The organism is Gemelliphila sp. 1F1 (genome assembly GCF_056897515.1).
This window is the reverse complement of the sequence record NZ_JBXHBE010000002.1, coordinates 92,542-108,370: the sequence shown is the minus strand read 5'-3', so window position 1 is coordinate 108,370 and position 15,829 is coordinate 92,542. Positions and strand designations below refer to the sequence as shown.

The 15,829-nt window shown below is 27.5% G+C and carries 15 protein-coding genes and 1 other annotated feature; of the genes, 6 read left to right on the top strand and 9 right to left on the bottom strand.

The window, feature by feature from the left end; genetic code table 11:
• The first annotated feature begins 1 nt into the window (after window position 1).
• Window positions 2-376, top strand: coding sequence for a DUF6036 family nucleotidyltransferase (locus tag AC1XWJ_RS02745; protein ID WP_483334586.1), 375 nt, complete (start codon window positions 2-4; stop codon window positions 374-376).
• Window positions 345-539, top strand: a complete 195-nt coding sequence (locus AC1XWJ_RS02740) for a hypothetical protein (RefSeq protein WP_483334363.1) — start codon at window positions 345-347, stop codon at window positions 537-539. The genes AC1XWJ_RS02745 and AC1XWJ_RS02740 overlap by 32 nt, the downstream gene beginning before the upstream one ends.
• Before the next feature lie 143 nt (window positions 540-682).
• On the opposite strand, the gene AC1XWJ_RS02735 is transcribed toward AC1XWJ_RS02740, so the two are convergent.
• Window positions 683-2,005, bottom strand: coding sequence for an MATE family efflux transporter (locus AC1XWJ_RS02735; protein ID WP_483334362.1), 1,323 nt, complete (start codon window positions 2,003-2,005; stop codon window positions 683-685).
• Between the two features lie 198 nt (window positions 2,006-2,203).
• Window positions 2,204-2,425 carry a MarR family transcriptional regulator gene (locus AC1XWJ_RS02730; protein ID WP_483334361.1) on the bottom strand — a complete coding sequence of 74 codons (222 nt, stop codon included), beginning with the start codon at window positions 2,423-2,425 and terminating at the stop codon, window positions 2,204-2,206.
• Between the two features lie 189 nt (window positions 2,426-2,614).
• On the opposite strand from AC1XWJ_RS02730, the gene AC1XWJ_RS02725 reads away from it, so the two are divergent.
• Window positions 2,615-3,328, top strand: a complete 714-nt coding sequence (locus tag AC1XWJ_RS02725) for a rhodanese-like domain-containing protein (RefSeq protein ID WP_483334360.1) — start codon at window positions 2,615-2,617, stop codon at window positions 3,326-3,328.
• A 58-nt stretch (window positions 3,329-3,386) separates the two neighbouring features.
• Complete coding sequence (locus tag AC1XWJ_RS02720) at window positions 3,387-4,607, top strand: glycosyltransferase family 4 protein (RefSeq protein WP_483334359.1); 1,221 nt, start codon at window positions 3,387-3,389, stop codon at window positions 4,605-4,607.
• 116 nt (window positions 4,608-4,723) lie between these two features.
• Here the strand turns inward: AC1XWJ_RS02720 and murB are convergent, their stop codons facing one another.
• Entirely contained in the window at window positions 4,724-5,623 is a 900-nt protein-coding gene (murB, locus tag AC1XWJ_RS02715) for a UDP-N-acetylmuramate dehydrogenase (RefSeq protein ID WP_483334358.1), read from the bottom strand.
• Window positions 5,616-6,134, bottom strand: coding sequence for a GrpB family protein (locus tag AC1XWJ_RS02710; protein ID WP_483334357.1), 519 nt, complete (start codon window positions 6,132-6,134; stop codon window positions 5,616-5,618). Before AC1XWJ_RS02710 ends, murB begins: the two co-directional genes overlap by 8 nt.
• A gap of 192 nt (window positions 6,135-6,326) precedes the next feature.
• On the opposite strand from AC1XWJ_RS02710, the gene AC1XWJ_RS02705 reads away from it, so the two are divergent.
• Entirely contained in the window at window positions 6,327-8,825 is a 2,499-nt protein-coding gene (locus AC1XWJ_RS02705) for a transglycosylase domain-containing protein (RefSeq protein WP_483334356.1), read from the top strand.
• Window positions 8,826-8,874: 49 nt separating this feature from the next.
• Here AC1XWJ_RS02705 and fni read toward each other — a convergent pair whose 3' ends face one another.
• The 5 genes from fni to AC1XWJ_RS02680 all read right to left on the bottom strand — a co-directional run bounded on the left by fni (window position 8,875) and on the right by AC1XWJ_RS02680 (window position 13,601).
• Window positions 8,875-9,819: a type 2 isopentenyl-diphosphate Delta-isomerase gene (fni, locus tag AC1XWJ_RS02700; protein WP_483334355.1), complete on the bottom strand. Its 945-nt coding sequence runs from the start codon at window positions 9,817-9,819 to the stop codon at window positions 8,875-8,877.
• 9 nt (window positions 9,820-9,828) lie between these two features.
• Window positions 9,829-10,872, bottom strand: a complete 1,044-nt coding sequence (locus AC1XWJ_RS02695) for a GHMP family kinase ATP-binding protein (protein WP_483334354.1) — start codon at window positions 10,870-10,872, stop codon at window positions 9,829-9,831.
• Window positions 10,839-11,753, bottom strand: a complete 915-nt coding sequence (gene mvaD, locus AC1XWJ_RS02690; protein WP_483334353.1) for a diphosphomevalonate decarboxylase — start codon at window positions 11,751-11,753, stop codon at window positions 10,839-10,841. Before mvaD ends, AC1XWJ_RS02695 begins: the two co-directional genes overlap by 34 nt.
• Window positions 11,735-12,541 (bottom strand): mevalonate kinase, encoded by an 807-nt coding sequence (gene mvk, locus AC1XWJ_RS02685; protein WP_483334352.1) that lies wholly within the window; start codon window positions 12,539-12,541, stop codon window positions 11,735-11,737. Before mvk ends, mvaD begins: the two co-directional genes overlap by 19 nt.
• Window positions 12,542-12,725: 184 nt before the next feature.
• Window positions 12,726-13,601 carry a cation diffusion facilitator family transporter gene (locus tag AC1XWJ_RS02680; RefSeq protein ID WP_483334351.1) on the bottom strand — a complete coding sequence of 292 codons (876 nt, stop codon included), beginning with the start codon at window positions 13,599-13,601 and terminating at the stop codon, window positions 12,726-12,728.
• Between the two features lie 363 nt (window positions 13,602-13,964).
• On the opposite strand from AC1XWJ_RS02680, the gene AC1XWJ_RS02675 reads away from it, so the two are divergent.
• Window positions 13,965-15,503, top strand: a complete 1,539-nt coding sequence (locus AC1XWJ_RS02675) for an ATP-binding cassette domain-containing protein (protein ID WP_483334350.1) — start codon at window positions 13,965-13,967, stop codon at window positions 15,501-15,503.
• Between the two features lie 51 nt (window positions 15,504-15,554).
• Window positions 15,555-15,768, top strand: a binding site (T-box leader).
• Window positions 15,769-15,829: the final 61 nt, after the last annotated feature.

Genomic DNA, 15,829 nt, shown 5'->3' with positions numbered 1-15,829 from the left:
AATGGAAAAGGTTTTTAGGGATTTTAACGAAGAATTAAAAAAAGAAAATTTATCTTTAGGAATAATTTGTGTTGGAGGATATGTTTTGGAGTATAATGGACTAAGAGCTACTCAAGACATAGATGCTTTTTATGAAGAAGACGAAAAGATAAAAGAGATAATAAAAAAAGTAGGAGATAAATTTGATATAAATACAGAAGAGGAACTTTGGTTAAATAATAGTGTTTCCTCTATGAATAAAATTCCTCCTCTACATATTTGTAAAGTAATATATAACTTTGAAAATTTAATAGTTTATATGGCTCCTATTGAGTATGAAAGCAGTGAGTACGAGAGAACAAGATTTGATAGATATTGGAGAGATAATCAAATATAAAAGTATTAAATCCCCTTTTGTGTTATATGATAACTTAAATAGTTTAGGTTTTAAAAATATAGACTTTTCTGTAATATTAGAAGGATTTTCTAATGCTTATGGTTTGGAATGGTTAGAGGATTTTTTTGAAAAAAATCAAAACGAACTGAAAAATTATTATTAATATAATTAAAACTTTTCAAAAAAAAGATGGTTAGTTTGTACTGAACCCAAAAAGTTAGACAAAAAATTATATATAGGATTTAGTCTTGTAATGAACAAGACTAAGTCCTTTTAATTTAGATTTGATTCTTTTTTTATTATCAATTAATATCCGTATTTCTTTTTGTTTGTAATGTAGAAGTATAGAGAAACAATTATAGCGAAAAATTCTGCAGTAGGTAATGCCAACCATATTCCAACTTCTCCCAAAAGCATAGGTAGTAATAAGATAGCTAAAATAATAAATATAAGAGATCTAAAAAATGATATAATTAGAGATACTCTTCCGTTAGAGAATGCAGTGAACATTGCAGATAAAAAAATACTAACTCCTTCTAATATAAAAGATAATGCAAAAATATAAAACCCTGATATTGCAATATTATAAACATTATTCCCTTGTTCAGTAAAAATTTGCAACACATAATATATAGATGTTATAGCTATAATATATATTATAATGCCACTAATACCAATAAATTTCAAACTAGAATTAATTATATATTTCAATTGTTTTTGTTCTCGGCTTCCATATTTAAAACTAATAATAGGTGATACTCCTAATGAATATCCAAAAAACAGTGAAGATAAAATAAATTGAAAATACATAACTATAGCTATAGCAGCTACACCGTCATTAGAGAAAAATTTTATAAACATCATATTAAATAAAAATGTTGATATTGCATTAGCTATATTGGTTAACATTTCTGATGATCCGTTATAACTAGCTTGTTTTAGAACCTTTTTTCTAAATTTAGGTTTGACAAAAAACAATCCATCTTTATTGAATATAAAAAATAAAGTTCCTATTACAGTAGGTATAGTATATCCTATAATAGTTGCATAAGCAGCTCCAGTTATACCCATATCTAATTTTAATATAAAGTAATAATCAAGTACTACGTTAGTTATTCCTGCTAATATTGTAGAAATTAAGGCTACATTCGGTTTTGCAGATGCTGCCAAAAATACAGAAAATAATATTTGTAAAAATAAAGTAGGAGAAAATATCAAAAATAATTTTAGGTAATTTCTAGCATAATCAAATTGAATATCACTCGCACCTAGTATTGTGACTATTTCATCAATAAAAAAAGTTCCTAATATAATAAAGATAAAGCTTATTATTAAAGTTGCTACTGTAATCATAGAAAAATTTTCTCTTGCAATATCTTCTTTATTTTCTCCTAATTGAAAGGCTACAATGGCACTTCCTCCAGTAGCAAGCATTAAACCCAATGCTAGCATAACAGATATTATCGGCATAACAATGTTTATAGCTCCCAACGCATCTGTTCCTACGAATCTAGATACAAAAACTCCATCAACTATTGTGTAAAGTGCAAGAAATATCTGCATAGCTACAACGGGCATTGTAAATTTTAATAATGTGTAAAAATTGAATTTTTGATTAAAGTTGTTCATTTTTTATCACCTCTTCAAAAGTATTGCTTACTAAATTATTTATATTATAGTATTGCATAATTTTTTCTTTTCCTACAATATCTAAAACTTTCTCTTCTATATTATTTAGTTTGCTAACTATTGGTTTAGCGAAATTAATTCCTTTATTAGTAAATATTAAATATTTTTCTCTTTTGTCTTTTTTACTTTTATAAGTAGTTAAATAACCTTTTGTATAAGTGATTTACAACTACTATTTACGGTTTGTTTTGGTAAAATCCAATTTTGAGAAATTTCTTTTTGTGTTGCTCCGTTTGAATTGTAGATTGTTGTAATAATAGCAAGAATTGTATAGCTTATATTTTCTTTTTTGGCAAAATCTTCGTATGCATAATTGATTTTTGCTATATCTTTTGATATTAAAGCGAAAATATTGTTCATAATTATCTCCTTAAAATAAACATAATCAATTATAGTCCGAAACAAGACTAATGTCAAGAAAGTATAAGCTAAAAATATATTTTATGAATTGTTAATTATGCTTTATTAATTATTAAGAATAATATTTTGTTATAGAATAGTATATGGTTTTGTGCTAAAATTATAATATAGCATAGAGAGGTGTTTATTATGAAATATATAATAATTATAGTTTTAATTTTAACTGTAAGTATCTATTTATTTTGGTTAAAGTTGAAAAAAGGTAAGCCCGGAAGAGTTCATGGCAAAGAAGTAGAGAATAAAACTTATGATGAAGCTTTAGTAGTTGATGTTAGATGGAATAAAGAATATGCTAATGGACATGCTAAAAATGCGATTAATATACCCATTAAAGTCCTTAGAGATGGTAGTAAAATTCTAGATTCTTACAAAGATAAAGATATAATTTTGTATTGTGTGGTAGATGTTACATCAAGAAACACAGAAAAGATACTTAGAGAAAGAGGTTTTACAAAATTATATATTGGAGATGGTGTAAGGCAATATAATTATGGAAAACCTAAATTCAAAAATGTTATTATGTCAGAATTTAAATATTTAAAATCAACAACCAATCATATTTTATTAAATGTAGGTAATGTCCAATTAGAAAGTTCAGAATTGAAATCAGCCCTAAAAGATGTTGTTTCTACTACAAAAGAAATTAGTAATAACTTACTTATTTTGGTATATAGTGATAATCCTTCAAATTCATTGGAAGCTAGCGAATTGTTGGCAAATGCAGGTAAAAAAGTTATTAATTTGATAGAGCCTATGGATGTTAAAAAATATGCTTTTACACCTCTTAATAAAAAAGATTTTGCACCTGTTCCCGAAGAGGATCAAATATCAGAATGTGGTTGAGAAGATTAGATAACAAAGGATAAGGATTATCCTAAAAATTTATATTAGAGGTAAAGAAATGAAAGTTTTGCACGTATTAGCCCAACTACCTATGAAAACAGGTAGTGGTGTTTATTTTACAAATATTGTAGAAGGGTTTAAGAAGTTTGATAATATTGAACAAGTTTGTTTGTATGGAACAAATCCAGATTATAACATAGATATATTAAGTAAAGATATGCAGTATGAAGTTTGTTTTGAAACTGATGAGCTACCATTTTCTATTGTAGGAATGAGTGATATTATGCCGTATAGAAATACTATTTATTCAGAAATGACAGATGAAATGCTAAATATTTGGAAGAAATCTTTTTTGGAAAAATTATTAAAAGCTAAAAAAGAATTTAATCCTGATGTTATAATAACGCATCATTTATGGATTTTGAGCTCTCTTGTTTGTGAGGTTTTTGATGATAAAAAAATTGTAGCTATATGTCACAATACAGATATAAGACAAGCAGAAAAACATATTGAAATGAAAGAAAAATATGTTACTAATTTGAATAGACTAGATAAAATTTTGTCTTTAAGTAATGACCAAATAGACGATATAGTAAAAGTTTATAATTATGATATCAGAAAAATTCAAAATATTGGAGCAGGGTACAATTCTAAAATATTTTATCCTCTTGAAAAATATCACAAAAAAGATAATATAGAGCTTGTTTATGCTGGAAAATTTGATGAATCAAAAGGATTTTATGAATTAATCAAAGCATTTAAACAACTGCAAAAAATTAATGGCAATATTACGCTAGATTTAATAGGGAATGTAAAAGAAGAAGATAAAGAAAAAATAGACAATGCAATAAAAGATGTTCAAAATATTAAAATTTATAATGTAGCCGATCAAAAAGAATTGGCTGATGTGATGCGTACTAAAGATATTTTTATATTACCTTCTTATTTTGAGGGGCTTGGATTAATAGCAGTAGAAGCACTAGAAAGTGGTCTTAGAGCTGTTACTACGAATATAGCTGGATTAATAGAATTTTTGGGTGAAGAAATTAATAATTCAGAAGTTATAGAGTATGTGAAAATGCCAACAATATACGATACAGATAAAGCAGTAGAAGAAGAAAAACCTGAGTTTATAGATAGATTAGCGAATGCAATAAATATCCAAATATCTAGAACTAAAGAAAATAGGAAATTACCAGCCCAAATAATATCTAAAATAAAAAAACACTCTTGGGAAGAAAAAATAAAAGAGTTATATAATATTATAAATTCATTGTAGAAAAAATTCTTCAGAAAATATAATAAAAAAGAGATGATTTTATCATCTCTTTTTTATTTATACTTTATCTCAATAAAATTTTTGTGAAAAATTAACACCAATTAGAAATTAATTTATTATTCTCCAATAATCTTAACTTCACGTTCTAATTCAACATTAAATTTTTCAAATACACGTTGTTGAACTAACTTAATTAGTTTTTTATAGTCATCACAAGTGGCGTTGTTAATATTTACCATAAATCCAGCGTGCTTTGTAGAAACTTGCGCTCCTCCGACAGTAAGTCCTTGACAATTTGCATCTTGTATTAGCTTTCCAGCAAAATATCCTTCTGGACGTTTGAATACTGATCCACAAGAAGGGTATTCTAAAGGTTGTTTTGCGGAACGCATATTATTTAATTCTGTAACTTTATCAATTATTTCTTGTTTATCTTTAGGTTTTAGTTGGAAATATGCTTTGGTGATTATTTCATTGTTTTCTTGAATAATAGAATGACGGTAAGAAAAATTCATAGATCTATTATCGTAGATTTTTATATTACCGTTATTATCAATAGCTTCTACTTTTGTAACTACATCTTTTATTTCACCACCGTAAGCACCGGCATTCATATATATTGCTCCTCCGATACTTCCTGGAATACCGCAAGCAAATTCTAAATTAGATAGTGAGTGTTTGATTAAAAATTGTGTTAATTCAGCAAGTGTAACTCCTGCTTCACAGCTAACTACATAATTGTCAAGAAGTTCGATCTTGTTTAATTTGGATGTTATAACCGTAATGCCTCTAATCCCACTATCAGAAATTAGAACATTTGAGCCGTTGCCCAAAATTGTTATAGGGATTTTTTCTTCTTTAGAAAATTTGATAATACTGGCAAGATCAGCTACATTTTTTGTTAGTATTAAAATATCACTGTTTCCACCTGTTTTGGTATATGAATAATTTTTTAGCGGTTCATTGTATTTTATTTCACTAGTTGTTATTATTTTTTCTATTTTTTTATTAGTCATTATTAACCTCATTAATAATTTTTTGGATAAAATTATTTCTTAGTTGATTATACAGTTTTGTATTTGTTTTTTGAGTATAGTTTTTGGTTTTGAATATTTGATAATCATTAAATATATTTTTGTTTTCTTTTAGTAAATTGTTAAATTTAATGAAATTATTGTATACAGTTGAGTTTCTTTGCACTATAAATAATTTTACAGTATAGTCCATAGTATTAAAATTTATTATTTTACAATAAGATATTAGTCCTTTTGTATTATGAGAAACTCTATGATAGTTTATGTTGTTAAGTCTTTTTTCATCAAATGTTGTAATATCGTGTAAATTATCAACTATTACTAAAATATCAACAATTTCTTCTCCTAGTGAATTTTGAAAGGATGTTGATCCGATATGGATAAACTCACAATTAGGTAGTTTAGGAATAGATTTTATATTTTGTATTTCATTATAAAAAATGTTTTGAAAATCTTTATTTGAAATTTTATTTAAGGTAATAGTTCTTTTCATTTTTACAAGCTCTACTTTAATGTTTTTTCTCTGATAACTGTTATATTTATGTAATATTCTTTTAATATTATAAGTTCTCTTAATAAAAATGTAAAGATAAATACTGATTGATAATTTGATTTTTTTTAATTTTTCTTATAAAATTATATATTAGAATAATGTAATAATTTTATGTGAGGAAATTATAAATTTATGACAGAAAATAATAATGATAAAATGTCAAGAAGATCTAGATATACTAATGGGAAAAGTATTGAGCCCGGAGGATACGCATCTAGAAATGTTGACAAAAATCAAAATAGAGATAATTATGCTGATGATAATAAGATAAGAAGAAGCGCTCCTTCACGAGTTAGTGCTAAGCGAGGTCAATCTGCTGTAAACAGAAATTATTCTCAAAATAATATTAATAGTCAGAGCAATAAATTAACTACTAATAGAGATAGAGGAAGCGCTTCATCAGTGGAACAACAACTTAATTCACTAAAAACCAGAATTAGTAATAGAAAACCTAAGGGAAAAGGTAGCGGAAATATGTGGCGTAAAATCTTTAAATATGGGTTATATTTGACAAGTATCGCTATAATAACAATATTTTTATTATGTGTAGTCTGGATTTATCAAGCGCCAGCGTTTAATTCTGATATTTTGGATAATAATAATAGAACGGTAGTATATGATGTTAATAATCAAGAGGTTGCAAAGTTGGGTAATCAAATAGGTGAGAATGTAGAAATGTCTGAGGTTCCTCAACAAATGCAAGATGCTATTTTGGCTACTGAAGATAATCGCTTTTTTGAACATGGTGCAGTAGATTATAGAAGGCTTGTAGGAGCAGTTTTTTCTAACTTGACTAGTGGTTTTGGATCACAAGGTGGATCTACTATTTCGCAACAGCTAATTAAAAGAACATTCTTGGATGATAATAAGAGTGTTAAGAGAAAAGTTCAAGAAGCATATTTAGCGTATAAACTTGAGCAAAATTATGATAAAGATACTATTTTTAATATGTATATTAATAGAATCTATTATTCAGATGGTGTTTATGGATTAAAAACAGCTGCAAATTATTATTATGGTAAAGAGTTAAACCAGTTAACATTACCACAAATGGCATTTCTTGCAGGAATGCCTCAGCAACCTAATGGCTACAATCCTTACGATCATCCAGAAAATGCTAAGAAACGTCGTGATACAGTGCTATATTTGATGCAGTATCATGGGAAAATAACAGAGGCAGAGGCAACAGAGGCGCAAGCCACTGACATAATGACAGGTATAGTTAGTAGAACAGCTAATGAACGTTATGTACTTTCTAGCGAATTTGATCAAGCATATACTGCCTATATGAGTCAAGTTGAGCAAGAATTAAGAAATAGTCCAGAATTCAAAGATTATGAAGGTGATGTTCTTAATTTAGGACTAAAAGTATATACTAATTTAGATACAACAATTCAAAAAAATATGTCAAATAGTATGAGTTCTAATTTGGCAGGTATTAAGCAGGCAAGTGAAGTTGCTATGGTTGCATTAAATAACGATAATAGTGGAATAGCCGCTCTATATGGAGGAAGAAATTTCAAATATGGAGGATTCAATATAGCGACCCAATCTAAATTACAGCCAGGATCGTCTATTAAGCCTATATTAGCTTATGGTCCTGCAGTAGAATACTTAGGTTGGTCAACTAATCATATGATTAATGACTCTCAGATTCCAGGGACACAAATTCAAAACTGGGATCGTAGATTCCATGGTAATGTTACTATGAATTATGCGTTAACTATGTCATTTAATATCCCAGCTATTAAAACTTATCAAGAAGTAGGATTTTCTAATGTTAAGAAGTATGCCAACAATGTTGGAATGGAAGTTACAGATAATTCTATTACTACTCCTATAGGAGGTAGTGCTGATGGATACAGTCCACTGCAAATGGCAGGTGCTTATGTTCCGTTTTCTAATGGGGGATATTACGCTACACCAAAAGCTATAAAGAAAGTTTACGATAGAGAAGATACAGAGTTAAAGAGCTTTAGTAGAGATGATAGAAAGCAAGTTATTAAAGATAGCACAGCGTATATTATGACCTCTATGCTAAGAAATGTTGTAAATGGAACAGCACAACAAGCTGCTATTAGTGGAGCAGATATGGGAGTTAAGACAGGTACTACTACATACTCAGAAGAAGATGCGAATAAGTATGGCTTTGATATAGATAATTCTGCCAAAGATTCATGGGTAATTGGGTATACAAGCAATTATACTCTAGCTGTATGGCAAGGATTTAGTACAATAGATGGACCTACTAAATATCTAAGTCAGCAAGATACTATAAAAACGCAAACTCTTTATAAAATTAATATGCAAAGTATTGTCAATACTTATAGACCAAAAGGATTTACTGTTCCAAAAGATGTTGGAAATTATGATGGAGGAATAAAAGTTCTTACTGATAGTGAACGTCGAGAGTTAGAGCGTCAACAACAAGAAGCGGCAAGACGCCAAAGTGAAGAAGAAAGTAATTCTCAGGATAGTGATAATAGAACTAGCAATAATTCTGATAATAGTAATACAAACAGCAGTAATACAAATAATAACAGTAATAGTAATTCGACGTCTAATAATAGTAGCAGTACAAATAATAGTACATCTAACAATACTCGGAATAACAACAATCGAGGTAATTAGAGCAAAATAAAATACGGAATGTGTTTTCATAACACATTCCGTATTTATTTTATATTTTTCTTATTTTATTTTCTAATTCTTTAATATTTCTTGAATTAGTTAGAATCATAATATATTTTAATTCTTGTTGCCATTTTTTGATTTCGGTAATTAATTCTTCTTTGCCTTTATTAATTAATATATCTAGAAATACTCTAGAAATTCCTACGGCTTTTGCTCCTAATGATAGACACTTAATAATATCTAAAGGATTTCTAATACCGCCACTAGCTATTATATCTATTTTGTCTTTGTAATTTCTAGCTAATTCTAGAGATTCAGAAGTAGTATATCCTATTTCTTCTAAGTATGGAGAAGGACTAGTATTCCTAGTATTTTCTATTTTAGCGAAGTTTGTTCCGTCTTTTCCGCTAATGTCTACAGTAGAGATATTTAACTTTATGGCTAATTCTATTGTATTACTATTCATACCAAAGCCCGTTTCTTTTAGGATAATTGGAACTTTAGATTTGCTAGCAACATTCTTTAAATTATCCAACCATTTATCAAAATTTTTATCACCTTCTGGCATAATCATTTCTTGAAGTGGGTTAGTATGAAGTTGGACATATTTGGGATTTACTTCTTCTATGGCGTCTAGAATTTTTGAGTAGTGTTTATCTAGACCTATATTTATAGATTTATTTTTTGGATAAGATTTTTTATCCTCTTCGTTTTTTAAGGCAGGAGAATATGATCCTGCAAAAAATTCTAAATCACAAATCTCGCATACTTCTTCTAGTTGTTTGTTAATTAAATTACATTCTTTTCCACCAGAAGTTATTGCGTTTATAAAAAAAGGATATTTCCATTTTTGTCCGCAGATAGTTGTAGATGTATCAATATCATCAATTCCAAAAGAAGGTACACTATTGTAATCTATTCTATAGTTATCTAGGCTAGTATATGTAGTTTTGTCTTTAAGAGCTATATTTATATGGTCTATTTTTCTCATAAGTGCTCCTTATAATTTTGTTAAATCAAGAGTTATATTAAATTTGTTTGTAGAACTTATTCTAAAGCCTAATACCATATCTCCACTTCCTGAGCCACTCTGTTTGCCACAAGGGAATTTCATAATAAATTTTTTCATAGCTATAGTTTCCATAGGTATATTAGAAATTTGTTCTAGATATAGTAAATTTTTTCTTATGTCTTTAATAATAGGTATAATTAAATATCCATTATCTTGTTGTAGATATAGTTTCAATCTCATAACTAATTGATTTGATCTGTCGATAAATTTTTTGTAGCGTCGTTGTTCTAACATTATGTTTATTTTAGATGTAAATCCAAAACTTTTGTTGTTAATATCTTTTTTTGTTTCATTCCAAGCGTTGACATGAATTTTTGTATCAATAATCTCACCAGTCCATTTAGCTATCATTTCTATATTAGCTTTAGTTTCCAATGGTTCAATTATAAGACCTGGCCATTCAATATTATCTATAAGATTTTTAATACTATTTTCGGTAATTAAATTCTTTAGTTTTGCGGTAGAAAACTTCTGATAAAATATTACGCCTTTATGACAACTAGCAGCAACATCGCCCATAGAGCCAGAAATATTATTCATTATAGAAAATAATGTTACTATTTTGAATATTTTGATATTATCAAAAGGAATATTGTAGAATTTCAATATAGCTTTTGTAATTGCTACTAAAACTGCTCCTGATGAGCCTAAACCATATTTTTTATCATCACTTTCTATTAATTCGTTGTATATAGTCAAAGAAAATTCATCATAAATGTTCACATAATCTCTAATAAATTCAATAATTTTTTGTATGTTTGTAAAGTTTTCGTGATCATCATTCATAGAAATTTCTGTGTTGTGCATATTATCATAGATTGTAGTTTTTTCTGCTGGACTAATAAATGCTATAATTTTTTTGTCAACACTTGTAATTATAGCTTTGGAATAATCTTCTAATATAGCATATTCACCTGCTATATATAATTTTCCGTAGGCTACTCCATGCATTGAATTATTTTTTTCTTCCATAGTTTTTGTATTTCCTCATATAATTTATTATGATCTTTTCTTTGATAGAGAACTTTAACATTAGGACCTGCATCCATAGTAAAGTAACATTCTATACCTTTTTCTCTAATATTTCTAACTATATTCATTGCTTCATAACTTTCTTTTGTTAAGAAAGTAAAAGATGGTGTAGCATATCTTGTAGTATTATGCATAGCAAGTGCATTGCTTTCTGTTATTTGTCCTATTTTAGTGAAGTTGTTATTTTTGATTGCGATAATCATTGATTCGAAATCTTGTTTTGCAGTTTTTACCCAATCATCAAAATTTGTTGAAGTTTCTACACATCTTTCCATAGCTTCACGGCTAGATATTTTTTTTCTATCTTCATTCACAACTAGAACTAGCATAGATAAATCTAAATCACATTTAATTTCTTTGACTGTTCCGTCCTCTAGCCAGCTAGCCATCTTGAAAAAACTTCTACAAGATGAACCTGATCCTTCCTTAGATATTTGTATTAACTGTTCTATTGATTTATTAAGATTGAAATATTTGTTACAAGCAAGCACTAATGCTATTGTTCCACTAGAACTAGATGATAGACCTGCTGCTGTAGGGACAGTGTTGTAACTTATTATTTTTATTTTTTCTCTATTTTTAGGTGCTAAGTGTTTATCTATAAAAGTAGTTATTTTTTTGACTTCTTGTTCCGATTGTTGTTCGTTATTAATATAAAATTCGTCTTTTCCTGATAAACTTTTTTCTATTTTTGTTTTTGAATATAAATTATCTAATCTTAGTGATATATTAGGGTTAAATGGCAAAACAGGATGTTTAGATTTTTTCCCCCAATATTTTACTAATGCTATATTAGCATATCCTATACTGAAATTATCCACGATGAATATCCTTTCTCTTTGAGAGCTGTCTGAATTTTTTTTGCATCTTCTAATGTTTTACTCAAGGATATACAACAACCACCGTCGCCTCCACCAGTAAGTTTTGCACCTAAAGAACCATTATTTTTGCAAATATCTATAACTTCATCATTACTAATATGACTAACACCAAGTTTTTTTAACAAACTTTGTGCTTTATCCATATAATAACCTACCTTTTCAACATCATTATTTAATAGATGAGGTATTACATTTTCTGTAATTATACCTAATTTTTCTATATATTTTTTATTTTCAGTTATATTTTGTTTCACCCTAGAAACAGTATCTTTAGTTATTCCTATAACACCAGTATCAATTATTAATAAATAACTTTCTAGACAAAATTTTAGAGGTATAGCCCCTTCTTCTTTAGAAAATATTAAAGGTGTGTTGCTAAGTACTTGATTTACATCAATGCCACTAGGATTTCCATGAATAAACTTTTCGCATTTGTTAGCAATCTCTTTAATATTTGTACATTTATTAGCACGAGCTATTGCTACAGATAATGCTGCTGAAGATCCTAAACCACGCCCAACGGGTATTGTGCTTTTAATGTCTATTTTTGTAGTTTTGTCAATATTGCATTGTTTAGCTATATAAGAAATTATTTCATCTCGCTCTTGTATTTGATTTGTATAGCTCAATGAGGCATTAACAGTCATTTCTATTAACGGAATTGTAATACCTTTTTTTCCGTAAACTACAGAATGTTCACCGAAAAATATTGCTTTTGCGTGCGTCATAATAACCTCTAGTTATATAGTATTTATAGTTATACATATTATAATAAAAAAATTTATCAAAGTAAAGAATATCATATAGTTATAATTATTAAATACTTAGCTTTTTGGTATATGTAGAAATAAAAATAACTTGTTACAATTGGTTATCCAAATGTCATAACAAGTTATTATATTTTAATATATATTATTTATAATTTGGCTCTAGGTGTACTAAGGTTTCACAAGCGAAAAATTCTTGTTGTAGAGCTTTTTCGATTTCTACTGTAATATCGTGACTTTTAATGACGTTTAAATTAGAATCAACAGTAACAGTTACATCAATGAAATAAATAAGACCGTGAGAACGTCCACGAATTTCTTTTATTTCTATAACGTCCTCTATATTACTAACTATATCTTTTATTTTTTCTATCATTTCTATTTCTATACCATCAGTTAAAATATGAGTTGCGTCTTTAAATATATTAATAGCTGTGTAAATGATTATAATTCCAACTATAGTGGCAGCAATACCATCTGCTTGTTTTATTCCTAATATAGATCCTAAAATACCGACTAGTGTACCTATAGAAACAAGTGCATCACTTAAATTATCTAAAGCGGATGCTTTTAGAGAAGAGCTATTTATTTTTTTTGCTAAATTATAATTGTAGTAAAAGACAATTAACATAATAATAGCAGATATTAATGCTAAGATTGCAGTTTCTATTGAAGGAGTAGAGTAATCATCGTTGATTAAATTTTTTATAGCAAATATTACTACTTGAATACCTGCATACATCATTATGAATGAAGCTATAAGACTAGAAATTAACTCTGCTCGAAAATGACCATATAGGTGATTTTCATCTGCAGGTTTACGAGATATTTTTAGTCCTATAAGGACAGCCAAAGATGCTATAACATCAGTTGCGTTGTTAATTCCATCAGCTATTAATGCAGAAGAATTATATAAAAATCCAAATACCAACTTTAAAGATGAAGATATTAAGTAGGCCAATATACTTATCTTAGCACCGCGTTCAGCCTTTTTTAAGTTATCAAAGATACTTCTATTCATATTTGACTCCTATAATATTTATTAAATTAGAGTATTATATCACAAAAAAATATTATTGACAATTAAAATAAAGTAATATACAATTATTGTAAATAGAAAAGAGGTGAATGTCCATTGAAATTACAATAATGCAAAGTTATATAGAATATTTTGTATTGTAAGTTAATGGGCATTTATGTTTAATTTAATATTTTTGTAATTTTCAAATAATTATACTCGTCCATAATGAATTTTTTCAATATTATTTATTATTGATTTAAATGACGTTACAATATAATAAATTTTGTAATTGTATTTTGGACGTGTTTTTTTATGTGTAAAATAGCCTATTAGCTTTCAAATATTTATTTGGAGGTGTTAGATATGCTATATGTTAAAAATTTAACAGTAATGTTAGAAAAAGATTTAAGGACATTGATTAAAGATTTTAATATATCTATTGATAAGGGTTCAAAAGTAGCTTTTGTTGGAGAGGAAGGAAATGGGAAGTCTACTGTTTTACGTTTTATTGCTAATGAGCAACTTAACAGTGATCTAAAAGTTGTTAGTGGTAAACTTGTAAATAGAGATGAAATTGTTTGTTATTTACCTCAACAACTATCTAAAAAATATTTATTAATGACTCCTAGTGAGTACTTTAATTATAATTTTGATTTAAATTATATTGATTATCCAAAATTATATGAATTAGTGGGAAATCTAGATTTAAGTACAGAGTTAATATTTAATTATGAAATTACAATAGAACAGCTTTCAGGGGGAGAAAGACTCAAATTTCTTTTATTATGTGAGTTGTTAAAAAATCCTACTGTATTACTTCTTGATGAGCCTACTAATGACTTAGATATTGGTGCATTGATTTGGTTAGAAAGTTTTATAAAGAGAAGTAAATTGACTATTGTTTTTGTTAGTCACGATAAAAGAATACTGGAGAATTGTGCTGATGTTATTGTAGACTTTGAACAAGTTATGAAGAAGAAAGAATCACGAATTACAATTTTTAAAGGTAGTTATAAAGACTATTTTGATTATAAAATAAATATGTTTGAAACACAGTTAAAGAAACATAATAAAGAACAAGAAATATATGATAAAAAGTACAAACGCTATAATGATGTTTACAACAAAGTACATTATTCTCAAAATCAAGCCGTTCGAAATCCACTAGTAGCAAAAAATTTAAAAGATAAGATGCGTTCTCTAAAATCACAAGAAAAAAAGCTTCATAAAGAAAAAGATTCATTAACTAAAAAACCAGATTATGAAGAATCGATAGTTATTAAGTTTAGTTTTAGTGATATTTATAATAGCAAAACAATTTTAAATTTAAAATTGGACAAATTAGAAATAAATAATAAACTTTTGTTAGAAGAGTGTTCACTAAATATAATAGGATCTCAAAAAGTAGCAATAACAGGGAATAACGGTGTTGGAAAAACTAGTTTATTAAATGAGATTTTAAATTATATGATTAAAAATAATTTAAATTTTAGTTATATGCCACAAAATTATAATGAGAAATTAGATAACAATGTTACCGTTATTGATTATTTAAAAAGAAATTACGCTGAATATCAAAGGGATATGGTAGATATTATTTTGGGATCTTTAAAGTTTACTAGAGAGGAAATGATGCATTATATAAGCGATCTTTCCGAGGGACAAAGAGCAAAAATATTGTTAGCAGAAATTATGATTGAGAAAAAAGATATTATTGTATTGGATGAACCTAATAGAAATTTGTCTATAAAATCTAAAGATGAACTTCTTAGAGCATTGAAGAATTTTTCAGGTGCAATAATTTTTGTTTCGCACGATAGAGAGTTTGTTGACAATTTAGCTACAGATGTTTATAAAATAGAAAATAAAAAACTCCTAAAAATTAAAAATAGTAAAAAATAGTTGCATAATTCTAAAAGGTATGTTACTATATCATTATATTTTATAGATATATAAAATGCGATGAGCCGATAAGTAGAAGTTTGTGTACCGCTAGGATACAGAAAAGAAATCAGTGGTTGAGAGATTTCTCCTAGACACTACTTTGAAGTAGCCGGTGAGTATCTAAAATGAACGTTAGTAGTTTTAGACGTGGTAGAGCGTTAATCTTATTAAGTGCTAATTTATTAGAATAAAGGTGGTACCGCGGAAGTATTTCGTCCTTATATGAAATATTCTACGGTTGATTAAGATATACAAAATAAAACTCCTCGAATATTTCGGGGAGT